This window comes from Geodermatophilus poikilotrophus (assembly GCF_900111455.1).
Taxonomy (GTDB): Bacteria; Actinomycetota; Actinomycetes; order Mycobacteriales; family Geodermatophilaceae; genus Geodermatophilus; species Geodermatophilus poikilotrophus.
Map to the genome: position 1 here is coordinate 108,422 of NZ_FOIE01000001.1, position 24,395 is coordinate 132,816.

At 72.2% G+C, this 24,395-nt stretch carries 20 protein-coding genes and 1 riboswitch; of the genes, 6 read left to right on the forward strand and 14 right to left on the reverse strand.

Annotated features, from left to right (window positions below; translation table 11 throughout):
• Window positions 1-28 precede the first annotated feature (28 nt).
• The 9 genes from pruA to BMW27_RS00515 all read right to left on the reverse strand — a co-directional run bounded on the left by pruA (window position 29) and on the right by BMW27_RS00515 (window position 10,674).
• Window positions 29-1,666 (reverse strand): L-glutamate gamma-semialdehyde dehydrogenase, encoded by a 1,638-nt coding sequence (gene pruA, locus BMW27_RS00475; protein WP_245743232.1) that lies wholly within the window; start codon window positions 1,664-1,666, stop codon window positions 29-31.
• Window positions 1,667-1,685: 19 nt separating this feature from the next.
• A complete protein-coding gene (locus BMW27_RS00480; protein WP_091437524.1) occupies window positions 1,686-2,597 on the reverse strand; it encodes a proline dehydrogenase family protein in 912 nt (303 codons plus the stop codon).
• A 195-nt stretch (window positions 2,598-2,792) separates the two neighbouring features.
• Window positions 2,793-2,996 carry a zinc-ribbon domain-containing protein gene (locus BMW27_RS00485; protein ID WP_091437527.1) on the reverse strand — a complete coding sequence of 68 codons (204 nt, stop codon included), beginning with the start codon at window positions 2,994-2,996 and terminating at the stop codon, window positions 2,793-2,795.
• Window positions 2,997-3,071: 75 nt separating this feature from the next.
• The gene (locus BMW27_RS00490) at window positions 3,072-4,160 is read right to left on the reverse strand and encodes an FAD-binding oxidoreductase (RefSeq protein ID WP_245743233.1); all 1,089 of its coding nucleotides are present in this window, start codon (window positions 4,158-4,160) and stop codon (window positions 3,072-3,074) included.
• Between the two features lie 210 nt (window positions 4,161-4,370).
• Entirely contained in the window at window positions 4,371-5,228 is an 858-nt protein-coding gene (locus tag BMW27_RS00495) for an IclR family transcriptional regulator (RefSeq protein ID WP_091437532.1), read from the reverse strand.
• A 43-nt stretch (window positions 5,229-5,271) separates the two neighbouring features.
• A complete protein-coding gene (locus tag BMW27_RS00500; protein ID WP_091437535.1) occupies window positions 5,272-6,534 on the reverse strand; it encodes an aromatic ring-hydroxylating oxygenase subunit alpha in 1,263 nt (420 codons plus the stop codon).
• 362 nt (window positions 6,535-6,896) lie between these two features.
• Window positions 6,897-7,031 (reverse strand): hypothetical protein, encoded by a 135-nt coding sequence (locus BMW27_RS24225; RefSeq protein ID WP_281244734.1) that lies wholly within the window; start codon window positions 7,029-7,031, stop codon window positions 6,897-6,899.
• An 86-nt stretch (window positions 7,032-7,117) separates the two neighbouring features.
• Window positions 7,118-8,923, reverse strand: coding sequence for a BCCT family transporter (locus BMW27_RS00510; RefSeq protein WP_091437540.1), 1,806 nt, complete (start codon window positions 8,921-8,923; stop codon window positions 7,118-7,120).
• Between the two features lie 188 nt (window positions 8,924-9,111).
• Window positions 9,112-10,674: an FCD domain-containing protein gene (locus BMW27_RS00515; protein ID WP_091437542.1), complete on the reverse strand. Its 1,563-nt coding sequence runs from the start codon at window positions 10,672-10,674 to the stop codon at window positions 9,112-9,114.
• Between the two features lie 168 nt (window positions 10,675-10,842).
• Here BMW27_RS00515 and BMW27_RS00520 point away from each other — a divergent pair, with 168 nt between their 5' ends.
• Window positions 10,843-12,876, forward strand: coding sequence for an oxidoreductase (locus BMW27_RS00520; RefSeq protein ID WP_091437545.1), 2,034 nt, complete (start codon window positions 10,843-10,845; stop codon window positions 12,874-12,876).
• Between the two features lie 463 nt (window positions 12,877-13,339).
• On the opposite strand, the gene BMW27_RS00530 is transcribed toward BMW27_RS00520, so the two are convergent.
• Window positions 13,340-14,443, reverse strand: a complete 1,104-nt coding sequence (locus BMW27_RS00530) for a mandelate racemase/muconate lactonizing enzyme family protein (RefSeq protein ID WP_091437549.1) — start codon at window positions 14,441-14,443, stop codon at window positions 13,340-13,342.
• Window positions 14,444-15,000: 557 nt separating this feature from the next.
• Between BMW27_RS00530 and BMW27_RS00535 the strand changes: the two genes are divergently transcribed.
• Window positions 15,001-16,344, forward strand: a complete 1,344-nt coding sequence (locus BMW27_RS00535; protein ID WP_091437551.1) for a GntP family permease — start codon at window positions 15,001-15,003, stop codon at window positions 16,342-16,344.
• Between the two features lie 162 nt (window positions 16,345-16,506).
• On the opposite strand, the gene BMW27_RS00540 is transcribed toward BMW27_RS00535, so the two are convergent.
• Window positions 16,507-17,271: a hypothetical protein gene (locus tag BMW27_RS00540; RefSeq protein WP_091437554.1), complete on the reverse strand. Its 765-nt coding sequence runs from the start codon at window positions 17,269-17,271 to the stop codon at window positions 16,507-16,509.
• Window positions 17,272-17,734: 463 nt separating this feature from the next.
• Window positions 17,735-18,340: an N-acetylmuramoyl-L-alanine amidase gene (locus BMW27_RS00545; protein WP_175486257.1), complete on the reverse strand. Its 606-nt coding sequence runs from the start codon at window positions 18,338-18,340 to the stop codon at window positions 17,735-17,737.
• Between the two features lie 649 nt (window positions 18,341-18,989).
• Between BMW27_RS00545 and BMW27_RS00550 the strand changes: the two genes are divergently transcribed.
• Window positions 18,990-19,862: a polysaccharide deacetylase family protein gene (locus BMW27_RS00550; RefSeq protein ID WP_091437559.1), complete on the forward strand. Its 873-nt coding sequence runs from the start codon at window positions 18,990-18,992 to the stop codon at window positions 19,860-19,862.
• A gap of 324 nt (window positions 19,863-20,186) precedes the next feature.
• Here the strand turns inward: BMW27_RS00550 and BMW27_RS00555 are convergent, their stop codons facing one another.
• Window positions 20,187-21,068, reverse strand: a complete 882-nt coding sequence (locus BMW27_RS00555) for an amidohydrolase family protein (protein WP_281244735.1) — start codon at window positions 21,066-21,068, stop codon at window positions 20,187-20,189.
• A 426-nt stretch (window positions 21,069-21,494) separates the two neighbouring features.
• Window positions 21,495-21,677: riboswitch (cyclic di-AMP (ydaO/yuaA leader) on the forward strand.
• A 1-nt stretch (window position 21,678) separates the two neighbouring features.
• Here BMW27_RS00555 and BMW27_RS23130 point away from each other — a divergent pair.
• From BMW27_RS23130 to BMW27_RS00565, 3 genes are all read left to right on the forward strand, one after another.
• Window positions 21,679-22,188, forward strand: coding sequence for a transglycosylase SLT domain-containing protein (locus BMW27_RS23130; RefSeq protein WP_175486258.1), 510 nt, complete (start codon window positions 21,679-21,681; stop codon window positions 22,186-22,188).
• Window positions 22,189-22,387: 199 nt separating this feature from the next.
• Entirely contained in the window at window positions 22,388-23,071 is a 684-nt protein-coding gene (locus BMW27_RS23135) for a polysaccharide deacetylase family protein (protein WP_175486259.1), read from the forward strand.
• A 91-nt stretch (window positions 23,072-23,162) separates the two neighbouring features.
• On the forward strand, window positions 23,163-23,612 hold the full coding sequence (locus BMW27_RS00565) for a PGPGW domain-containing protein (RefSeq protein ID WP_091437565.1): 450 nt from the start codon (window positions 23,163-23,165) through the stop codon (window positions 23,610-23,612).
• Window positions 23,613-23,667: 55 nt separating this feature from the next.
• On the opposite strand, the gene BMW27_RS00570 is transcribed toward BMW27_RS00565, so the two are convergent.
• Complete coding sequence (locus tag BMW27_RS00570; RefSeq protein WP_091437568.1) at window positions 23,668-24,342, reverse strand: GntR family transcriptional regulator; 675 nt, start codon at window positions 24,340-24,342, stop codon at window positions 23,668-23,670.
• Window positions 24,343-24,395 lie beyond the last annotated feature (53 nt).

Below are 24,395 nucleotides of genomic sequence, written 5' to 3' on the forward strand. Positions count from 1 at the left end.
GGTGGCGGCGACCGGGGGCGCGCCGGCGTCAGCCCATGTGCGGGTACCGGTAGTCGGTGGGCGGCACGAAGCTCTCCTTGATCGACCGGGGCGACACCCAGCGCAGCAGGTTCAGCGGCGAGCCGGCCTTGTCGTTGGTTCCGCTGGCCCGGGCGCCGCCGAAGGGCTGCTGCCCGACGACGGCGCCGGTGGGCTTGTCGTTGACGTAGAAGTTGCCGGCGGAGAACCGCAGCACCTCCATGGCCTCGACGATCGCGGCGCGGTCCTGGGCGATGATCGAGCCGGTGAGCCCGTACGGGGCGGCGTCGGCGGCCTGCTGGACGACGCGGTCGTAGTCGGCGTCGTCGTAGACGAACACCCCGAGGATCGGGCCGAAGTACTCGGTGGTGAACACCTCGTGGTCGGGGTTGTCCGCCTGTACCAGCGTGGGCCGGACGAAGAAGCCCTCGCTGTCGTCGGTGGTGCCCCCGGCCAGGATGTCCACGCCGTCCTCGCCGCGGACCCGGTCCAGGACGCCGGTGAGCTTGTCGTACGACCGCTGGTCGATGACCGCACCCAGGAACAGGGAGAAGTCGGTGATGTCGCCCATCGGCATGCCCTCGACCTCCTCCAGGAACGGATCGCGGAGCCGGTTCCACACCGAGCGGGGGATGTAGGCGCGGGAGGCCGCGGAGCACTTCTGGCCCTGGAACTCGAACGCCCCGCGCACCAGGGCGGTGCGCAGCACGTCGACGTCGGCGGAGGGGTGCGCGATCACGAAGTCCTTGCCGCCGGTCTCGCCGACGAGCCGGGGGTAGGCCCGGTAGCCGGTCAGGTTCTCCGTTACCGTCCGCCACAGGTGCCCGAAGGTCGCGCTGGAGCCGGTGAAGTGGATGCCGGCCAGGTCGGGGTGGACCAGTGCGACCTCGCTGACCGCCCGGCCGTCCCCGGTGACCATGTTGATCACCCCGGGCGGCAGACCGGCCTCCTCCAGCACCCGCATCGTGTGGTGCGCGGCCAGCTGCTGGGTGGGGGAGGGCTTCCAGATCACCGTGTTGCCCATCAGCGCCGGCGCGGTGGGCAGGTTGCCCGCGATCGCGGTGAAGTTGAACGGCGTGATGGCCAGCACGAAGCCCTCGAGCGGCCGGTGGTCGAAGCGGTTCCAGACGCCCGGTGAGCTCTGCGGCTGCTCCTCGAGGATCTGCCGGCCGAAGTGGACGTTGAACCGCCAGAAGTCCACCAGCTCGCAGGGCGTGTCGATCTCGGCCTGGTAGCAGGTCTTGCTCTGCCCGAGCATCGTGGCCGCGTTGAGCGTGTGCCGCCACGGCCCGGCCAGCAGCTCGGCGGCCTTGAGGAAGACCGCGGCGCGGTCGTCGTAGGACATCCGCCGCCACGCGGGGGCGGCGGCGCGGGCGGCCTCCACGGCGTCGGCGACGTCCTCCGGCGTCGCGTTGCGCATCGTGCCGAGGACGGCGTCCTTGCGGTGCGGCTGGACGACGTCGATGGGCTTGCCGCGGCCGGCCCGCTGCTCGCCGCCGATCGCCATGGTCAGGTCGACGCGCTCGGCGGCGACCTGCTTCAGGGTCTCCTCCAGCGCTGCTCGCTCGGCGCTGCCGGGGGCGAAGTCGTGGACCGGCTCGTTGACCGGAGGGGGCACCTGGGTGACGGCGTCGAACACCGTGATCACGCTCCTTGTGTCTGGCGGTTCATCGACCGACGAGGGCGCGCAGGAAGAACAGCAGGTTGGCGGGGCGCTCGGCCATCCGGCGGGTCAGGTACGGGTACCAGGCGGAACCGAACGGGATGTACACGCGGACCCGGTGACCGCTGTCCACGAGTTCCTGCTGGAGGTCGCGGCGGATGCCGTAGAGGAACTGGAACTCGTACTCCTGCGGCCCCTTGCCGGCCCTGGCGGCGGCCTGGTGCGCGTGGGCGACGAGCTCGTCGTCGTGCGTCCCGAACGCGGGATCGGAGCCGTGCTCGAACAGCCAGTCGGTGAGGTACCGGTACTGGGCCCTGATCTCGGCCTTGCCCTGGTGGGCGTGCTCGAGGGGCTCGGCGTAGGCGCCCTTCACCAGCCGGACCCGCGGCCGCAAGGACGCCAGTGCCTCCAGGTCCACCGGGGTGCGGCGGAGCGCTGCCTGCACGGCGAGCCGGGTCTGCGGGTGCGCGGTCGCGGCGTCCCGGAAGAGCGCCACCGTGTCGGGGACCAGGCTGCTGTCCTCCATGTCGATCTCGACGGGGACGCCCACGGCCGCGGCCTGGTCGAGGATCTCGGTCAGGTTCGCCACGCAGGCATCCCGGTCCACGGTCTGGCCCAGCTGGGAGAGCTTGATGGAGATCCGGGCGTCCAGGCCGCGCGCGGCGATCGCCTTCGCCGCCGCCTCGTACTCCGCGACGGCGGCGCCCGCGCCGGACAGATCGGTGACCCCCTCCCCGAGCAGGTCGAGGATGCTGCCGATCCCCCGGGAAGCGAGCGCCGCAGCCGCGTCGAGCGCCTCGTCGAGGCGCTCTCCCGCGACGAACCGGTGCGCGGCCCGGCGGGCGACCGGGTTCTGCGTCACCTGCCGCTGGAGCCTCGGGCTGGCGGCGGCCCACATGAGCACGCGGTTGACCATCGCGTTCCCCGTTCCGGGGGTCGGCGGGCGCTCGGGTGGCTGCGAGGAGGCGACTCTACTGGAGAGTGACCCCGGTCACACCCGTGGGAAGGTGCTCGGGCGGCGGTCCTGGTCCGGCGGTGGACGCGGTGCGCCTCCCGGAGGCAGGGAGGCCACGAGCCGGGCGGCCGCCGACTGCACTGGCGGCGACCGTGCTCAGACCTCGACGGCGGTGCCGCAGATCCCGCAGATCTCGAGCTGCCGACGTCCCCACCGGGCGATCGGCACGAAGAACACCGTGAACTGCCTGACCTGCCGGACGCGCGCCCACTGCGTGGTGTTGCCGCAGCGCGGGCAGGTGCGGACCTCCCCGGAGCCCAGGTCCTGCTGCTTGGTGCCGAGACCGAAGAGGAAGAACACGCCGCCAGCTTAGGCAGCGGCCGCTTCAGCGCAGGGAGGCCGGCGCTGGGCCGGTCACCTGTGCGGACGGGCGGGTCAGGCGTCGATCCGCAGGTCGCTGAGCGGCTTGGAGCAGCAGATGAGCAGCTTGTCCTGCGCGATCTCGCGCGGCCGGATCCCACCCTGGTGCTGCATGTCCACGGTGCCCGAGAGCACGGTCGTCTTGCAGGTGCCGCACATCCCCTGGCCGCACGACGAGGGAGGGGTCAACCCAGCCTCCCACGCGGCGTCCAGGACGTTCTCGTCGGCGCCGCAGGGGAACGTGCGACCGCTGCGGACGAACTCGACCGAGAAGACGACGGGCCGTGCCCCAGCGCTCGACGGCCGGGATCCGTCGGCACCCGCGGGGTCCGCCGGTTCGGGAGCCGCCTCCACCATGAGGTCCTCGAACGAGAACGACTCCTCGTGGTACCGCGTCATGTCGAAGCCTGCCGCGACGAGCATCCGACGGACCGCGGCCATGTACGGGGCGGGTCCGCAGCAGAACACCTCGCGCTCGTGGAGGTCGGGGGCGAGCACCCGCAGCATCTCGTCGGTCAGGAAGCCCCGGAGCCCGACCCACGGCTCCCGAGGGGAGTCCCGCTCGCAGACGTGGGCGACGCGGATGGTCGGCGCCACGCTCGCCATCACGTCGAGCTCGCGCCGGAAGATGATGTCGGACGGCGTCCGGGCGCTGTGCACGAACAGGACGTCGGTGTCCGCGCCGAGGTCGTGCAACGTGCGCGTCATGGACATGAGCGGGGTGATGCCGCTGCCCGCGGACAGGAACAGGTACTTGGCTGCCGGGTGCCGGGCGGCCGAGAACAGCCCGAACGGTCCGTCGGCCGAGACGCGCTGCCCGGGGCCCATGGTGTCGTGCAGCCAGGTGGAGACGAGCCCTCCGGGCTGGCGCTTGACCGTGATCCCGATCAGGTGGGGCCGCGTCGGTGGCGTGGAGATCGTGTAGCACCGGTCGATCGGGCGGCCGCCGATCTGCAGTCGCAGGGTGATGAACTGGCCCGGGTCGTAGTGGAACAGCGCGGGTTCCTCGGACTCGAAGAGGAACGTCTTGACGTCGTGGGTGATGTCGAGGACCTGCCGGCACACCAGCGTGCAGTTGTCCGTCTCGCCCCAGACCGGCAGCACGGACGGGTGGGCTGTCAGGCCGACCTGCCCAGCAGCAGGGGCCGGCGGGACTGCGTCCGGTACCGCCACGGGGCTGGGGCGCGCGGTCATCGTGGAGCCTCTCGACGTACGGGGTCGGTCACCGGGGTGTCGGCCGGCGACGGGTCGGGTGTGGGGCGTCGGGCGCAGGCCCGGGTCGCGCCGCCGCGTGCGGGTCCGCACGGCGTCGGCTCAGAGGGCGCGGGCGCGCTCCCGGTCCCGGTGGAGTGCTGACTCGATGCGGCCGGCCGCGCGCGCCAGGTGGTCGGCCGCGGATCGCGCCCGGCGCCCGTCGAGTCGCTGCGTGGGGCCGCTGACGGTGAGGACGCCGACGAGCTCGTCCGCCTGTCCGTAGATGCCCGTGGCGACGCCGGACAGGCCTTCTTCCGCCTCGTCGACGGAGAAGGCGTGCCCGCGCTCGCGGACGCGGCCGAGGTCGGCGCGCAGCTCGTCGGCCGTCACGATCGTCGCCGGCGTGAGACGAGCGAGCGGCTCGCGCAGGAAGCGCTCGAGCTGCTCGTCGTCGAACGTGGCGAGCAGCACCTTGCCGCTGGCGCTGGCGTGGAGCGGGAACCGTTGTCCGACCCAGGATCCCGGTCGGAGGTGGTGCGGTGCGTCGACCTGGTGCACGAGGTCCAGGCCCCCGTCGGAGGCCACCACGCTCAGCGTCCCGGTCTCCCTGACCGCGGCCACCAGCTCGGCGATGACCGGGCGAGCGGCTTCCAGCAGGAGGAGCCCTTCGTCGGTGTTCCGGGCGAGGCGCAGCAGTTCCGGCCCCAGGAGCACCCGGTCGTCACCGGCTACCCGGAGGAGGAAGCCCTCCTGCTCCAGCGTCTGGATCATCCGGAGCGCCGTGGCCCGCGGGAGCCCGGCGGCCCGGGCCAGCGACGACACGTTGGCCCTGTCGTCGTCGGCGGTCGCGCGGAGCAGTGTGATCGCCTTCCTGACCGACTGGTTGAGCTTGGCTCCCTCGTCACCGGTCGCCGTGCGGCCACGTGACCCCGGGCCCGGCAGGGCCGATGGCCTGGTCCGGTCGTCCGTCTCGTCCATGTCCCACCTCTGCGGTTCTGCGGCCCCGACCGTCCGTGCGTCCCTAGCGGGACAGGTGAGCGGCCAGCCGGGAGACGTACCAGGTCACGAAGGCCTCGACGTCCCCCTCGACCGTCGAGTACGGGCCCGGCTGGTAGCCGGGGTCCGCGACGCCCTCCTGGGTGCGGGCCACCAGGACCCCGTCCTGCTGGTTCGTCGCCTGCCAGACCCTGGTCAGGGTGGCCACGTCGTAGTCCACGCCCTCGACCGCGTCCGGGTGGACCAGCCACGTCGTCCGCAGCAGGGTCCGGTCCGGCGCGAGCGGCAGCACGGAGAACAGCACCGCGTGGTCGGCCAGCAGGTGGAACCACGAGTTCGGCTGCATGTGCAGGGACAGGTCACCGAAGCGGTCCGTGGTCACGGATCCCATCAGCCTGCCGCACACCGACTCGCCGTTCGTGTTGAACGACTTGCCGGCACCGTCGAGGGGGGCGTGGGAGAGCTGGAAGCCCGTGGCACGGGTGTCGAGCTCCCGCGCTCCCTCGAGGGGGAAGCCCTGCCGGACGCACGCCGACCGGAGTGCGGCGGCGGCCTGGGTGTAGCGCTGGTGGACGGGCCGCAGCCGCGGCGGGACGTCCTCGGCGGAGTAACCGAACAGGGGGAAGTAGGCGCTCAGCAGCTCGGGGTGGCCGTCGCAGTGGTAGCACTCGCGGTTGTTCTCCATGACGAGCTTCCAGTTGCCGGTCTCGACGATGTCGTCCTGGTGGGCGATCTTCGCCCGGCTCAGCCCGTACGGGGCCAGAAAGGGCTCGATGCGCGCGGCGACCTCGTCGAAGTCGGCCGGTGGGTCGTCGGCGAGGCACAGGAACACCAGACCGCCGGTGCTGCGCACGTGCACCGGCCTCAGGCCGAAGCAGCTGCGGTCGAACGAGGCCGGCTGGTTGTCGGCGTGCATCAGGCGACCGTCGACGCCGTAGGTCCAGTGGTGGTACGGGCAGACGAGGTTCCCCACGCTGCCCCGTACGTCGTCGAGCAGCCGCGATCCCCGGTGCCGGCACACGTTGTGGAAGGCGCGCACCTCGTCGTCGTCGTCCCGGACGATGATCACGGAGTAGCCGCCCACCGCGACGGTGACGAAGTCGCCCGGTTCGGGGAGTTCCGCCTCGGCCGCCGCGAAGAGCCAGTGCCCGGCGAAGATCGCGCGCAGGTCCAGGTCGAAGACCTCCTGGCTCGTGTAGAAGGGCGCCTCCAGGCTGTACCCGGGAACGCGACGCGCCACCAGGTCGACCAGGTCGTGACCGGTGGGGCGCTCGAGCTGCATGGTCATGGTGCGTCTCCTGGGAGGGGACGAGCTCTCGATCTCTGCTGGTGCGGCGTGGACCTGCTCGGGTGTCGGCCCGGCGTCGTGGTGACCACTGAGTGGATGGACCTGCCCACCTGGTGAGTGGAGCACGATGCCTCGAGGGGAGTCAAGGGCTCGGGAGCCCGTCGACCGCCCGGACAGGTGCTCGTCGTGGTGCGACGGTCGGAGGTGCAGGCCGGCCGTCGGGAGAGCAGGAGCCCGTACGCGTCGAGTCGGTCCACCCCGGTCCGGGCGCCGTGGACCGCACGCTCCTGCAGCACGTCGGCCACCGCCGCTGCGAACGGCTCGGCTCGGCCCTGGGCTCGCTCCGCAGGCCCGAGGACCGATCAGCTCGTCGCCGTCCACGTCCCGAGGTGCGGCAGCGGGGACACCGGCTCGGCCGGTGTCCCCGCTGCCGACCGCGGGACGTCGTACCCGGTCCTGGTGGCCTGGCGGGACGACGGGCCCGGTGTGCCGGTCACGAGCGGCTCCCCGCAGCAGGAGTGCGGGCAGGGGCCGATCAGGTCCGGCGGCACGGCCCGCCGACGCACGCTGGGCGCTGCGCTCGTCAGGTCGGTGTCTGTGACGCCGCCGGTTCGCGGGTGGGAGCGGCGACGCCGTTCTCCGGGTCGGCCGGGGTCGGCTGCCGGGCGGGGTCGGGTTGGGAGACCGTGCCCTGTCGCATCTCCGCGACCACCGTGCGGACACCGGGCGGGACGGTGGTGACCACCGGCTCGCTGCGCAGTTGCTTGAGCAGGCTGTAGCAGACACCGAGCATGACGACCAGGAACGGGACGCCGAACACGATGACCGTGGTCTGGATCGCGTCCAGACCCCCGGCGAGCAGCAGGGCGATCGCGACCGCGCCGATCATCGATCCCCAGGTCACCACCAGCCAGGTCCGGGGGTGCAGCGAGCCGCCCTGGGAGAGCATCCCGAGCACCAGGGACGCCGCGTCGGCGCCGGCGACGTAGAACAGCATGATCAGGACGACGACGAGCACCGCGGTGAGGGTCGAGAACGGCAGCGCGTCGAGCAACGTGAACAGGGTGTTCTCGACACCCGTGGCCAGCGAGCCGGCCATGTCGGTGACCCCGCTCAGCTGGAACCGGATGGCGGTGCCACCCATCACCACGAACCAGACCGTGCTGACGAGCGTCGGGACGATCAACACGCAGATCACGAACTCGCGGATGGTGCGTCCCCGGGAGATCCGGGCCATGAAGGTGCCCACGAACGGGGCCCACGACATCCACCACGCCCAGTAGAAGATCGTCCAGCCGGCGAGCCACTCGCCGCCACCGTTGGCACCGGTGCGGAACGACATGGGCACGAAGTGGGCCAGGTAGCCGCCGAAGGACTCGACGAAGGTGTTCATCAGGAAGATCGTGGGCCCGAAGGCGAACACGAAGAGCAGGATCCCGACGGCCAACCCGGCGTTGATGTTCGCCATCCACTTGACGCCGCGCTCGGTCCCGCTGACCGCCGACACCACGAACAGGGCGGTCAGCACGACGATCACCACGATGGAGACGGTGTTGCTCTGGGGGGCGTCGAAGACCCGCGTCAGCCCGCTGTTGATCTGCAGGGCGCCCAGGCCCAGGGACGTGGCCGCCCCGAAGGTGGTGATGAACAGGCCGAAGATGTCGACGGCCCGGCGGGCAGGGTGCGCGGGGTCCTTCCGCGGGAAGACGATCGAGCTGAGCAGGTTGGGCAGGCCCTTGCGGAACGTCGCGTAGGCCAGGGCGAGCCCGACCACGCCGTACAGCGCCCACGGGTGCAGGCCCCAGTGGAAGATCGTGTACTCCATGCCGAGCTGGGCGGACTCCGGCGTCGCGGCCTCGGCGAGCCCCAACGGCGGCGTGAGCAGGTGCGACAGCGGCTCGGCGACGCCCCAGAAGATCAGCCCGATGCCCATCCCGGTGGCGAACATCATCGAGATCCACGAGACGGTGCTGAACTCCGGCCGCTCGTCGTCGCGGCCCAACCGGATCCGCCCGTAGCGCGAGAGCGCGAGCAGCAGCATGAGTGCGACGAAGCCGACCGTCACGAGCACGTACACCCAGCCGGTGGCGTCGATCATCTTGGCCAGGACCGAGGAGGCAGCCGTGGCCAACGACGTCGGCGAGAGCACACCCCACAGCACGAACGCCACGGTCACAGCGAGGCCGGAGACGAAGACGGTCTTGTCGACCGGGTGGTCCACGTCGGCGGCTCGCGGGTGCATCCGGTCGTCATCGGGCGCGGCGTGGACGTAGCGGGGGGTGACGAGGACCGTCTCCTCGACCGTCACGTCGCCGTCGACGGCTCGGGTGTGCTCCCGGGGGTCTCGGGGAGCGGCAGGGGCGGCGCGCTCGGGGTCGTCGGGGCTCATGGCACACCTTCCGTTCCGCACGGCGCTTCGGTAGCGCCACACGAAACAGTGCTACGTGGACCACTGTCAACGGTCAGCCGGCGGCAGCAGCCGCCCTGCGGTCCGCCCTCACGGCGGATGGCTCCGGCCAGGACGCGCCACGGCACGGTGGCCCGGGTGTTCGTCGCCAGGTCGTCCTCCGCCCGCGCTCACGTGCTCCCGCTCGGCCGTGATCTGGTGGCGGGGAGCTGGCCGAGCATGTAGGTGGCGGCGTCGTCGATCTTGCGGCGCCAGCGTTCCACCGCGACCTCACCGTCCCCGGTGTCGATGGCCTCGAAGATGGCGCGGTCGTCGCGCACGATCGCGTCGATCGGATACGCGTACTCCAGCCCCATCACGGCGATGAACACGCGCAGGTGGTCCGCCAGGACCTCCAGCATGGGCGCGATGCGGACCAGGCCCGAGGCTTCGGCGAGGGTGTTCTGGAAGGCGATGTCCGCCTCGCCGGTCCGGTGGACGTCGCCGGTCGCGGCGCACCTCTCCAGCGCGTCCAGCGACTCCGCGACCGACTGCCGTTCCTGCGGGGACCAGCGGACGGCGGCTCGGATCACCAGGGCTCCCAGCGCTCGCCGAGCGGCGTACGTCTCGACGACGTCGCTCCTCGTCAGGACGGGGACCACCGCCGCGTGCCCCGTCGTGATCGTCAGCAGGCCGTCCCGCTCCAGGAGTCGCATCGCCGTCCTGACCTGGGCCCGCGACGTCCGCAAGCGACCCGCCAGGAAGCGCTCGGTGACGCGGTCCCCGCCGGCGATCCGGCCCTCCGCGATGCCCTGCCGGATCGTTCCGACGATCTCGTCGGCGAGAGCTCGTTCCGGTCCGAGGTGACGCACCGGGGACCGGGCCGCGGATCCGCGGCTCCGTGCCGTCCCGGTGGCGGGACGCACCCAGGTGAACGCGCGGCGGGGCCCCCGCGCCCACGAGCGGAGTTCGCCCTCCAGCTGCAGTGCCGACGCGGGCGGGAGGAGCGGCCCCCAGCCGAGGAGGAGCGGGAAGAGGGACAGCCACTCGTCGACGTCCCGGCACACCCCTCGAACCGACACCTCGGCCGGCACGGGAGCCTCCTGGGACGCGAGGGTCATCAGGGTCGCGTCCGGGTCGGCCGCGTCCACCACCTCGTCCCAGAACGGCCTCGTGTCAGCGGGGGAGGTCGCCGGGACCTGAGGGCGCACCAGTTCGGAGGCCAGGACGGTGCGCAGTGACCGGTGCACCGCCGGGTCGACCCGTGCCCGTGGGGCGGGGTCCTGCCCCCGGGGGACGGCCGTGAGCTGGCAGGCCAGGACGGCGTACTCCGCCGTCACCAGGAGGCCGAGGACCGCCGGCTGGCGCCCGGCCGTCGCGGCGGTCAGGTCGGCGCTGAACGCGGTGCCGGCCCGCATGGCCTCCCAAGCGCGCGCCACGAAGGACTGGCTGACGCCGAGAGCGTCAGCGATGGAGCGACTGGACCACTTGGTGGTGGGCATCCACAGCGGCGCGGTGAGGGTGGCGTGCCTCAGCTCCAGCGTCGTCCGGCGTCGGTGGGCGGGCCGGCTCAGCCGTGCCGCCCCGCCCGTGCGGTACCGCTGCGCCCACTTCGCGGCGGTCTGCCTGGTGACGCCGTGTTCCCGGGCGGCGCGCGCGGGCCCGAGCGACAGCACGTCCTGCACCAGCCGTGCACGCACGCGGACCGCCTCGTCGACGTCCCGCGACAGGGCCTCGAGCTCCGGATCGCCCACCTGGCTCCTCGACCGTAGGTGCGCAGTGTAACTCGGTGACTCACGCCCGGTACCGGTCCCGACGTCGTGCTACCGGACCGGTGGACGCCGCTGCACTCTTCCTCCCGACGCGACCGGGGCCCGCCGGCCTCGAGGACGCCCTCTGCCGCCGCTGCTCCTGGAGGCACCATGCAGTCTGCAGACCCGTTGCTGAGCCCCTTCACGATCAAGAACGTCACGTTGCGCAACCGGATCGTCAGCACGTCCCACGAACCCGCGTACAGCGAGGACGGGCTGCCCGGGGACCGGTACCGGGCCTACCACGTCGAGAAGGCGAGGGGCGGGGTCGGGCTCACGATGATCGGCGGCAGCGCCATCGTCAGCCCGGAGAGCGCGCCGGCGTTCGGCAACCTGCAGCTGTTCAAGGACGAAGCGGTCCCGCTGCTGCATCGTCTCGCGGACGAGGTCCACGAACACGGCACCGCGGTCATGACCCAGCTGACCCACCTCGGCCACCGGACCAGCAACTACACCCACGACTGGCTACCGGCTCTGTCGGTCAGCGCCCTCCGTGAGTCCTCGCACCGGGCGTTCACGCGGCCGGCCGACCGGTGGGACCTCGACCGCATCGTCCGTGACTTCGCCGACGCGGCCGTGCGGTGCAGGGAGGGTGGGCTGGACGGCATCGAGCTCATGGCGTACGGGCACCTGCTGGACGCCTTCTGGACCCCGGCCCGGAACCGCCGCGAGGACGAGTACGGAGGATCGTTCGAGAACCGCATGCGTTTCCCGCTGCAGGTCGTCCGTGCCATCCGCGCCGCCGTCGGGGAGGACTTCGTCGTCGGCGTGCGCATGACCTTCGACGAGGGCCGCACGAACGGTCTCCGGACGGAGGAGGCCCTGCGGATCGCGCACGAGCTGACCGGTGCGGGCATCGACTTCTTCAGCGTGATCAAGGGGTTCATCGACACCGACGCCGAGTTGGCGCAGATGATCCCCCCGATGGGCACGCCGGCGGCGCCGCACCTGGCGTTCACGGGCTGGGTGAAGGAGAACGTCGACGTCCCGGTCATGCACGCCGCCAAGATCGGGGACGTGGCGACGGCGCGGTACGCCGTGACGGAGGGCCTCGTGGACCTGGTCGGGATGACCCGGGCGCTGATCGCCGACCCTCATCTGCCGAACAAGGTCGCAGCCCGGCAGACGGACCGGATCCGACCCTGTGTCGGCGCCAACATGTGCATCGACGGCATCTACAGCTCCGGGTCGGCCATGTGCGCCCACAACCCGTCGACCGGTCGGGAACTGCACCTCCCGCACACGGTCCGCAAGGCGACCGAGCGGAAGGAGGTCGCCGTCGTCGGCGGTGGACCCGCGGGACTGGAGGCCGCCCGGACCCTCGCCGAGCGAGGACACACGGTCGTCCTCTTCGAGGCGAACCCGAGCCTGGGCGGCCAGATCGCCCTCGCCGCGAAGTCCCCGCGGCGACGTGACCTGATCGGGATCGTCGACTGGCGGATCGAGGAGTGCAAGCGGCTCGGTGTCCACCTGGAGCTCAACCACTTCGCGGAACCGGACGAGCTCGCCGGCGGGGACTTCGACGTCGTCGTGGTCGCGACCGGCGGCCTGCCCGACGTCGGGGTCGCCGAGGGCAGCCACCTCGCCGTCGACTCCTGGGACGTGATGTCGGGAGCGGTCAAGCCCACCGGCGCCGTGCTCGTCTACGACGACCACGGCGGGCACCAGGCGCTCGACGCCATCGAGATGGTCGCGCCTGCCGCCGCCTCGGTCGAACTCGTCACGCCGGAGCGGACCATCTCGCCCGACGTCGGTGCGCTGACGATGGCCGGCTACCTGCAGATGCTCGCCGAGCACGACGTGACGGTGACGCCGGCTCACCGCCTGGTCCGCGTCGAACGATCGGACGGACGACTCAAGGCGACGTTCGCCGTGGACGGTGCTCGGCGGTCGATCGAGCGGTACGCCGACACCATCGTGATCGAGCACGGGACGCTACCGGTGACCGACCTGTACGACGCACTCGTGGACGCGTCGACCAACTGCGGCGAGATCGACACCAGGGAGCTCCTGGCGCTGTCGCCCCAGTCGCCGACCCACAACGACGACGGCCGGTTCCGCATCTACCGCGTCGGCGATGCGGTCAGCAGCCGCAACATCCACGCGGCCGTGCTCGACTCCTTCCGCCTGTGCAGTGCGATCTGACCCGTCACCTCACCCGGCGGTCCGGGTCGGGAGCACGTCCGCGACCGCGACTGTGGGAGGCGACGTGTCCGCGCGTCAGGCGCACCGCGGCGCACGTCGTCCGAGCGCCTGCCGGTGAGCACCACCGCGTCCCCTCCCGGCTGCCGGTGGGCCGGCGGTCGGCGGAGGTGCTCCAGGGCCGTCGACGACCCCGCGCACCCCTGATCGCCCGACCCCTGCGTCAGGCACATCGGAGGAGCCCGCATGTCGTTGCCGCGCACGATGGCCGCCGTCCTCCTCACCGGACCCGGCGGGCTGGAGGAGCTCGAGTACCGGACGGACGTACCCGTCCCTCGCCCACGGCAGGGTGAGGTGCTCATCCACGTCGCAGCCGCCGCGATCGACAACACGGATGCGAACACGCGGATCGGTGCGGCGCCTCCAGGGTGCGGCCGCCGGCCATGGAGCCGCTCCGGCGCTGCCGTCAGAAGGACGCCACTGGAGTGCCGAAGAGGCTCTCATCGGGCTCGACGCCCAGGCCGGCGCCTTGCGGTCGCTTGATGTGGCCCCCTTCGGCGCGGATGCCGTTCTCCGGGTCGTAGTGCCCCTCGATGTAGGGGGCCGCCAGCCAGACGCCTTCGAGGAGCTCAGGTGCCACCGTTGCGCCGATGTGGGTGCAGGCGGCGGCGATGATGTCTCCGCCCCAGGAGTCGTCGCAGGTGTGCGGCAGGTTCCGTGCGGCGCAGACGTCGCGGAATGCGCGCATCGGGTGCAGCCCACCGATCCGGGTGACCTTCATCCCGAAGCCATCGACCAGTCCGGTGCCGGCGGCGGTGATCGCCGTGTTCAGGCTGGTGCTGTTCTCGTCCATGTAGATGCCGTGACCGACCTGCGGACGGATCTTCTGCAGGTCCTCGATGGTGTTGCAGGGTTGCTCCATGATGAAGGGGATGTCCGGGCACTCCCGGCTGAGCCGCAGCGCATCGCGCGTCGTGAGGCTGCGGTTGCCATCGACCGCCAGACGCATCCCCGACCCGCGGATGACCTCCCAGACCTTGCGGACGGTCTCGATGTCCTCCTCGACCGGCCGCCCACCGACCTTGACCTGCAGGCGCGGGTATCCCTCGGCGCGTTTCTCCGCTGCGAGGCGTGCGGTCTCGTCCGGCGGGCCCACAACGGTGGAGTAGTAGGACGGCACTCGATCTGTCACGGCGCCGCCGAGGAGGTCGGACACGCTGACGCCGAAGTGTCTGCCCAGGAGGTCGTGGGCGGCGATGTCGACGGCGGCCTTGGCGTAGTTGTGGCCGTTCAGCAAGCCGTCCATGCGCCGGTGCAGCGGTATCGGCAGCACCTCGGCGCCCCTCAGTCCCGGCGCCATCTCGCTCAGTGCCGCCACGGCCCCGGCTGCGTGGGACTCGGCATAGGTGGGCCCGACCGGGCAGGTCTCGCCCCAGCCGACGTGTCCGGTGTCGGCCACCAGCTTGACGAGTGTCGTGGACAGGGACCGGACTTCTGCGAGGGCCAACTTGTAGGGACCGTCGAGGACCGGCAGTTCGTGCCGGTAGACGTGGATCTCTGCGATCCTCATCGTCCGATTCCCTGAGTGGTGGGTGGAACTCGCCCGTGCTCGTCTCGCTGGGGAACCGTTGCCGTGTCCCCGTCGATGTCGTGAGCCATTCCTCGGAGGGAGACTAGCGATCCGGACACGTCCGGCGCGCCGAGCGTGCGGCATCGCGCGTGTGGGAGACGGGAGCCTGCCGTCCGAGGTGCCGGTCGGAGGACGCGGTCGATCAGGGGACACCGGGCTCGGCTGGACCTGCGTCGCGACACGTCCCTGACTCTGGTCGGGTCGGGGACGTGTCGCGCCCCGTTGCGGGGGACGACCACGGCAACCGGCACACGGCAACGCGGTGCGAACGAGGCCGTGCCGGGCGGGACGACGGCGGAGGTCGCAGCCACCTGACCCGTGGAGACCGAACAGCCCCGCACCTCGACCAGCAACACCGCGGACGGGCAACCGGCCGGCCGCCGACCGCATCGACCTGCGCCGGACCGCCCGCGGCGCCCGATCGGTGCCAAGGTGTGGGGTCGACGTGGCGACGGTGCCGCTGACCTCGCCACTCCCCGTACCCCGAGGAGCAGGTCATGGTCGTGCTTCACACCGCGATAGCCATCGCCGTCATCGTCCTGCTCATCATCAGGGTCAAGGTCGACCCGGTGATCTCGCTGATCATCGGGTCGCTCTACCTGGGCCTCGCGACCGGTGTCGGCTTCACGGCGACGCTGACGGCGATCGCCACCGGCTTCGGCGAGATCATGGGCGAGGTCGGCCTGCTCATCGGCTTCGGCGTGCTCATCGGCGCGATGCTCCATGCGATGGGCGCCTTCCGGAAGATGGTCACGATGCTCGTCGACCGCGTCGGCGCGCACCGGCTCCCGTATGCAATGACGGCGGCGATGTCGACGATCTTCCCGTCGATCTACGTGGACGTGCAGGTCGTGCTGGCCTCTCCGGTGGCGCGTTCGACCGCGCCGTTCATCGGCCGGACCGGCCTGCCGCACATGTCCGGGGCGCTCGGGACCGGGATCTTCGCCGGCTACGTCTTCGTGATCCCCGGACTGGCCGCGGTCTCCATCGCGGGCCTGCTCGGCATCCCACTGGGCACCTGGCTGCTCTACGGCCTCGTGCTGGGGCCGTTGACCGCGATCGTGACGACCCTGGTCTTCCGGTTGCTCCTGCGCGGCCGCTACTGGAACTCGGTCAAGGACGAGCACGTCGACGAGGCCATGGTCGAGCAGGAGACCACCGAGCTGGTCGAGTCGGACAGCGCGACGCCGCCGCTGGTCGTCTGCCTGCTGCCCATCCTGGTGCCGCTGGTGATGATCGCGTTCGGTGCCTTCGCTGAGCTGTTGGAGTTCTCCAACGACTTCATCGCCTTCCTCGGCGACGCCAACTTCGCGCTCTTCGTCGGCCTGATCGGTGCCTACGTGCTCTGCCGGCGCACCCTGGGCTCGGAGGGCACGGACACGGCGATGGGCGAGGGTTTCCACACCACCGGCGCCATCCTCCTCATCACCGGCATCGGCGGGTCCCTGGGCGCCGTCATCGGGGAGACCGGGCTGGACACGATCCTGGCCGGCCTGTTCACCGCCGATGCCGGGGCACCGGTCATCCTCAGCATCCTGCTCGCATGGCTCATCGCGGCGGTGCTGCACCTGGCGATCGGGTCGGTGTCGGTGGCCGCCATCACAGCCGCCGGCATCATCGGCCCGGTGCTCGGGTCGATCGACGTCTCGCCGCTCGTCATCGGCCTCGCCATCGCCTCGGGCGCGATGTTCGCGCTCCAGGTCAACAGCAACTTCTTCTGGATGTTCAAGTCGTTGCTGGGACTGTCGACCCAGGGCACCTTCAAGACCCTGACGATGGTCACCTCCGTCGCTTCGGTCGTCTCGCTGCCGATGGTCATGGCGGTGGCGCTCATCGCGTAGGGCGGCGGCCGGCCGGCGGGCCGGCCGCAACCGGGTGTGGGCGGCGACGAGCGGCCACGTCCCGCACAGCGGCGGGACGCGGTGCACCCGGTGCGTCCGCCGGTGCCGACCGCGGGGTCGTGACCCGGGACCGGCGCAGCCGACGCCGGCTGACGTGCTGCCTCAGGACCGGGGACGGTCCTGCTGGACCTCGCGTGCGGGGAGTTCCTCGACGGTCACCGGCGCCTGCGCGGCGGGCCCGAAGACCCTCGCGGCAGCCGTGACCGTGCCCTTGAGGACGTGTTGCACGTAGTTCGCGGCGGCCATGGGACCCAAGCCGAAGGGCAGCAGCCCGGCCAGGAGCGGCGGTCCGACCGCCAGCGCCCACGCCCGGAGCATCTCCGACTGCGAGGCGGCGACCTCCTGCCGCTCCTCTGCCGTCAGCGCTGCCAGAGCGTCGTACGCAGCGGCCTGCCCCAGCAGGTGCGCGTGGGGTCCCAGGATCGCGGCCGGACGGATCCGCCCGGTCTTGTCCAGCTCGACCGCGCCGTCCGTGAGGACCAGGAGGACGGCGGTGCGGGTCAGCTCGGGGTCGGTGAGGTCCCTGCCGTAGAGCAGTCCGACCTTGACCGCCGCACTCACCGCCTCCTTCAGGACCTCCCGCAACGCGACCGGGAGTGCGGCAGCCGAGATCGCCGTCCCGTAACCCGGGAGGATCGACGGCAGGGAGTAGGAGACCGCTCGCGCCGCCCTGATCCGGTTTCCGCGCGTCACCTGGCCGACCAGCTCTCCCGGTGCGACCAGGGGCTTGCCCGCACGGACCTTGTCGACGGCCTGCTGGGCCTCCTCGAGGGAGGGTTGGAGAGTCCGGTTGATCAGCGCCATCGCACGCTCGACGGTCGACTCGATGTCGAACTCCGGCTTGGGGAAGGTGAAACCGCTGCTCATGTCGGTCTCCTGTCCGTTGGCGACTCCCGAGGATGCCAGCGGGCCGCGCCGAAGAGGGGGCGACGGCGTCCGGCTCGTGGACCGGATCCCCGACTGCTGCGAGGCTGCCGCACACCGCTCGTGGCCGACCACGAGCACGGCTGCTCCGCCGCCCGGGCCGCACCGTGCCGTGGGCATCCAGGATGTCGCGAACGGCTCGGCACGACCGGGCGGTGAGCTCGGCGATCTCGCGCCGCAGGCGACCGGCGGCGTCCTCGTCGTCCCCGAAGGGACCGCTCACCCGGCGTCACGCGGAAGGCGCGAGAACGGGGTCCGACCACGAGCAGCACCGAGCACGTCAGCCTGCCGCGCCGGCTCCGCACACCGCCGCAGCCGCGTGGATCCGCAGGGGAGCCCCTGGGAGGGCACGTCGGCCGATGCCGTGATCCGCTCCGGGACAGCACTCGCGGTCGTGGGTGGCGCGTCAGGGTGGGGTCGGCCTCAGCGCGGTGACCGCGGCGGGGAACACCTCTCGCACCAGTTCGTAGGCGGCATCACCGGGGCACGTGGTGAGCGACATGTCGCGGTGTCCGGCGATCGTGGTGGTCGTCACCGTGGTGCCCCTCGGCCAGCGGTTGGACCCGCGGGACACGAAGGTGGTCGTGGCACCCGGCGCGGTCTCGATGGCATGGGTGTCCGCCAGTGCTGCCAGCAGGGCCGTCATGGAGCGCTGGGCCTCCGGGGTCGGGGCCTCGACCTGGTGGTTGCCGATGAAGCAGCACAACTGGGCGAACCCCTGGCTGCCACCGGTCGCATCGGCCATCACGGGACCGGCCAGGCTGCCGCTGCGGCCCTCCCACACGGTGCCGTACCGATCGACGAAGAAGTTGTAGGCGACGTCCGGCCACCTCCTGTCCGGGCCGGTGTGGAACCGGTAGAAGCCGCGGAGCAGACCTGGCACGTCGTCGGGGTCGTAGTCGTTCGAGGAGGCGGTGTGGTGGACGAGCAGGAACCGGGTGTCGCCTGGTCGCTCCTGCTGCAGCGGACCCGTGGGACCCAGGCCCCGAGCCCACTCGGCTCGCGGGCGCACGTCGACCCCTCTGAAGGGGGTTCGGGCGCGGGCCTCCCCAGGCATCACTGCGATCAGTGCTACCGCCAGAGCCGTCGCGGACGCGCCGACGAGGAAGGTCCGTCGACCCAGGGTCCGTGGCGACGCAGCGCCGGCGTCTCCGGCCGCGAGCGTGCCCGGACACCGGTCCACCGTCCTCCCGGCTGCTCGGTGGGCGTGGCGGCGGAGAGCCCCTGACGTGGCGAGCACCGTTCACACCTCCCCGCACGGCGCAGCGAACCCGGTGGAGCAGGGGTCGAGGACGGTGCAGGACGTGCTGCCGTCCAGGAGGGACCGGCGCGGCGCCTCGCCGGCGTCCCCGAGCGTCTCCCATCCGCCCCCCGGCCGAGTCGCCGGCACTGCACGCATCTCCGTCCCGCCCTTCCTGCGCCGTGGCGCGGGCTGGTGACTGCGGTCTATCCCTACCCACTCCCTCCCGGAGCACGCTGCTGCTGGAGCACGATCGGGGAGTACAGCGGGACGCACCTCCGGGGTCCCTCCGACCGGGAGCCGGCCGCCCGTCTCCGTCCGTCGTGCCGTCGGCCCGGGATCGGATTCAGGAGGTCACGACCGCTTGCCTGCGGCCCGGTGCTCGCGATGTGCTGGACGCCCGGGCACCGAGGAGCAGACGATGACGACGCGCGTGGACGGGGGTCCCCGGACACCAGGCCGGTCGATGGCGGCCCTGGCGATCACGTACCTGGCGCTGCTGGTGACCTGCGGCGGTGGTCCAGGGGACAGCAGCGGGCGTGGCTCGGGGAGCGCTCTGTCGACGGCGTCGGCGTCCACCAGCACGACAGCGACCCCGGAGCCGACGACCGCCGACCCGTCTGCCGTCCCGGGTCACCTGCGGGGCAAGGACGTCACCGAGATCCCGACCGGGGACCGGGTCGTCGCGCTCACGTTCGATGCGGGTGCCGATGCGGCGGGGCTGCCGAGCATCCTCGGGACCCTCGCCGACCAGCAGGTGCCGGCGACCTTCTTCCTGACCGGGCGATGGGTCGACGACCACCCCCAGGACGTCGCGGTGATCCACGCGGCCGGTCACCGCCTGGGCAACCACTCGACGACCCACCCCCACTTCACCGCGCTGCCGGACCAGGCGATCCGGGACGAGGTGCAGGGCGCGGAGCAGCGGATCCTCGCCGCGGGAGCCGACCCTCGGCCGCTGTTCCGCTTCCCGTTCGGGGACCGGGACGAGCGGACCATCGCGGCGGTCAACGACCTGGGGTACGTCGCAGTGCGGTGGACGGTGGACACGCTGGGGTGGAAGGGCACGAGCGGCGGGATGAGCGCACAGGAGGTGGCGGACCGGGCGGTGGACGCCCTCCGACCCGGGGAGATCGTGCTGATGCACCTCGGGTCGAACCCGGAGGACGGCACGACGCTGGACGCCGACGCGCTGCCCGACGTGATCGAACGGATGCGTGCGGCCGGCTACACCTTCGTGACCCTGGACGCGTTGCTCACCGCGGAGGATCGCCGTAGCCCTGCGGCCGGGTGACCCGGCGAGGCGCTGCGCCAGGGCCGGCGCCGGCTGGAGGCCGGGCGGGCCCCGCGCGCCGCCGTCGAGGCGTTCGACCGTGCCGGCGCCACGCCGTGGCCGGAGCGGGCCCGCGCCGAACTCCAGGCGACGGGCGAGACGGTCGTGCGGCGCCAGCCAGCCGACTGGGACCGGCTGCCCCCAGGAGCTCCCGATCACCCGACCGGCTGCCGGCGGCGCCCCCAGTCCGGGGAACGCTGCGCAGCTGTTCCTGTCCCGCAGGACCGTGACGGCGGGTGCCGGTTCAGCTGACGCGCCCGACGAACCCGCTGCCGACGGCCGGGGTCACGGGGCCGCGCGGCGGAGACCCAGCGCGCGGATGGCGTTCTCCTTCATGATCAGCGGCTTGACCTCGTCGCGGATCTCCAGCTGCTCGAAGTCCCTGACCCACCGCTCGGGGCGGATCAGCGGGTAGTCCGAGCCGAACAGCACCTTCTGCTTCAGGAAGGTGTTGGCGGCGCGGACCAGCTGCGGCGGGAAGTACCTGGGTGACCAGCCCGACAGGTCGATGTAGACGTTGGCCTTGTGCTGGGCCACTGCGATCGCGGCGTCCTGCCAGGGCACGGACGGGTGGGCCATGATGATCGTCAGACCCGGGAAGTCGGCGGCGACGTCGTCGAGCAGCATCGGGTCGGAGTAGCGCAGCTTGATGCCGCGCCCGCCGGGCAGGCCCGATCCGATCCCCGTCTGCCCGGTGTGGAACAACGCTGGGACGCCGAGGGACTCCAGTTCCGCCCACAGCGGGTGGTGGCGGCGGTCGTTGGGCTCGAAGGCCTGGATGGAGGGGTGGAACTTGAAGCCGCGGATCCCGTGCTGCTCGACCAGTCGACGCGCGGCGCGGATCCCGGCCGTGCCACGGGCGGGGTCGATCGAGCCGAACGGGATGAGCACGTCGGGGTGCTGCGCGGCCGACTCGGCGATCTCCTCGTTGGACAGCGCCGGGTGCCCGGTGGTCAGCTCGCTGTCGACGGTGAAGACAACAGCGGCCATGCCCTTCGACCGGTAGTCCGCGGCGATCTGCGGCACGGTCGGGTGGTAGGGCTCGCCTTTGAAGTACTCCGCGGCGGCGGCCAGCAGCTCGTCGTCCATCGACAGGTGCCCGTGCAGGTCCTGCTCGACGTGCACGTGCACGTCGATCGCGACCAGGGCTCCCAGATCCAGGTCCACGTCGGCGCCTCCTCGCGGTTACGGGCCCACGGTCTGCCGGGCGGGGGACGGGGCGAGAGCCGTCGTGGCCCCACCCGGCCACCGACCGGGACGGTGCAGGGTCGCGACGGGGTCGCGACGGCGGAACTCCCTGCGCCGCGAGGTCGACGAGCTGCTGCGGCAAGCGCCCGCTGCGCTCCACGATGTCCTGCGGGTCGGCGGAGGGCAACTGCTCGTCCCCGACGACCCACGGTGCGTGGACGAGCCCTCCGGCCGGCGCTGGTGCCGGGCGCCGCGACCGGTAGGCCGACCGGGATGCGGTTCCGGACCGTGCGCGCCCGACCCGCGAGGAGTGACGACGCTGCGGCTCTCAGGCGTCCCTCCGTGCAGCATTTGCTGTGACCTGGGTCACAACCTACGTTCGAGTCGCTCGCACCCGCGGGACGGTCTGGCAGCACGCCGAATCCTGCCGCTGGCCCGACCGACCTCGACCCACCAGAGGCAGGAACGGGAGATCGCAGACCTCCGGGCCACGTCCGTGGTCCTCGGGGTGAAGCCGTGATCGCCACGGCCGGGCAGTCCTCCCGCCCGAACCCGACAGCTCATCCCGCAGGCGCGCTCGGAGGAACTCATGCACCAGCACATCCTCGGCACGCGTCGTCCCGTCCGGGCGGTACCGACCCTGCGCCTGGGCGTCGTGACCGTCCTGGCCCTCGTCGCCCTCGCGGTACCGGCCCCGGCGTCGGCCGCGTCGGACGCCGCCGACGCCTCGGCCAGCGCAGCGGCAGACCTGTGCGCGACGGTCGCGTCGCGCGCCGGCTTCAGCGGCGAGCGGCTCGTCACCGCGGTCGCGGTGGGCATGGGGGAGTCGTCCTGTCGTGCGGACGCGCAGAACCCGAACGGCCCCACGAAGGGCTGCCCGAACGGCTCGGTGGACCGCGGCCTCTGGCAGATCAACAGCTGCTGGCACCCCTCGGTCTCCAAGAGCTGCGCCTACGACGCCCAGTGCAACGCCAACGCCGCCCACCGCATCTCCGCCAAGGGCACCAACTTCAAGCCGTGGGTGGCCTACACCAACGGCTCGTACAAGAAGCACCTTGACGCGGCGCGAGCCGCGGTCGGCCGACTCGGCCGGACCTAGGTCACCGGCGGAGGCACGTAGCCGTGCCCGCACCCGGGATGCGTCGCGGGAGCACGCCGGCGGGATCGGTACCCCCACCACGGCGGCTCCGCCTGGGCCACCCCGCCGGCGGGGTGACCCGAGCCGGACCCCCGCGGCGTCTCCCGGTGCCTGGTCGCGCTGCTCCGCCCGAGCCGGCGCAGGTGCACCGGGGCGCAGGGTGAGCCGGGATCGGGCACCGACGTGCCCGGTCGTCGGCCCGGGGCCGGAGCGCTGGATCGCGTCGGTCCTCGGCGCACTGCTGCTGGTGCTGCTCGCTCCGCCGGCCCAGGCGGCGTCGGCACCGCAGCAGTGTGCAGCCGGCCACGTCCGGCTCACCTTCGACGACGGGCCCCACCCGACCGCCACACCCGCCATCCTGGACACGCTGGCGGAGCGGGGCGCGGAGGCGACGTTCTTCGTCACCGGCGAGAAGGCGACTGCCCGACCGGACCTCGTGCGCCGCGCCGCCGAGCAGGGGCACCGGATCGGGAACCACTCGTGGAGCCACCCCGAGCTCACCACGCTGGACCGGACCCAGGTGGCATCCCAGCTGCGGCGGACCAACCAGGCCATCGAGCTGGCCACGGGGAGCCCTCCCAGCGAGTGGCGCCCGCCGTACGGGGCGACGAACGACGTCGTCCAGGCGGCCGCCCGGGACGTCGGCCTGGACGAGATGGTGCTGTGGACGGTCGACCCCCGCGACTGGGCGGATCCGCCGGCGACGGCGATCCGGGACCGGGTGCTCCGGGCTGTGCGGCCGGGGAGCATCGTGCTCCTGCACGACGCCACGGGGCAGAACACCCCCGCTGCCCTGCCCATGATCCTGGACGGGCTGTCCGCGCGGGGGTACTGCACGCAGTGAGGCCGGCGACCGCTCCCGTGCCGCTCCCGGGGTCCGACGCGTGGCCGGGCGGTGCTGCATGACGAACCGCTGAGTTGGGCACCACCCAACGGTGAAGACCGCTGTCGTCGCCGTCCTCGGCGGCCTGCTGACCCTCGCCGGTGTCGCGCTGCTCGTGCTGCCCGGTCCCGGCTTCGTGCTGGTCGCCGCCGGCCTGGCGGTGTTGGCCACCCGTTTCTCCTGGGCGAAGAAGCCGCTGGACTACGCCAAGGACAAGGCGCAGCAGGGCGTCGAGGAGGTCGCCAAGAACCCGTGGCGCGCCGCCGGGGCGGTGCTGGCCGCACTCGTGCTGATCGCGCTCGGCGTGCTCGCCCTGGCCGGCGTGGACCTGCCCTTCGTCAACGCGTTCACCGCCGTCGTCCTCATCCTGTCCGGGCTCTTCCTGGTCGGGACGGTCGTCTTCGCCCGGCGCCAGGAGAAGCTCGAGCAGGCCCGGGCGCACCGCCCGGCGGGCCGGCGCGGCACGGCCGGCGCCTACCGAGCCGCGCCGCACGGCGACTGAGCGCCGCCCGTCCGGCCCGGGGCGGCACGGCGGCGGCAGATCCGAGCAGGTCGCGTCAGCCGTCGCTCAGGACGTCGATCGCCCGGCGCCCGAGGCTGTTGGCCACGTGGCGGCGCATGTGCTCCTCGGCGGCGTCGGGGTCGCCGTCGAGCACGGCGGTCATCAACGCCTGGTGCTCGGCCCGCACCCTGGCGCGGTCGTCGGGGGAGTCCTCGCGCGCCTCCAGGGCCGCCCGGCGGTAGCGGTCGGCCTTGTCCCACAGGCCGTCGAGCAGGCCGATCAAGAGGTCGTTGTGGCTGGCCCGGTACAGGGCGGTGTGGAACGCCCGGTGCGCCTCGAGCGCCGTGAGGCCGCTGCCGGGATCCAGCGGCTCCAGCGACGCGGCGGACTCACGGATCCGCTGCTGATCGCGGTCGTCGCGCCGTTCCGCGGCCAGCCGGACGGCGAGCGGGTCGAGCTGCTGGCGGATCTCGAACAGGCTGCGCGCCTCGGCCGCCGACAGCGGCGCGACGCGCGCGTCCCGGTGGGCGTCGAGGACGACCAGCCCCTCCGAGGAGAGCCGGCGCATGGCCTCGCGCAGCGGCGTGGTGCTGACGTCGAGCTCGGCTGCGAGGGCCTCCTGGCTCACGACCGCACCGTGCGGCAGGGCGCCGGACATGATCCGTTCCCGGACCTCGCCGTAGGCGTAGTCCGCCTTGGTCAGCGCGGGTCGCACCATCGGCGTGGCCATCCGCCCTCCTCTCCCCGGTCGCCCGGCTCAGGTTACTGGAGCGTTAAGCTATA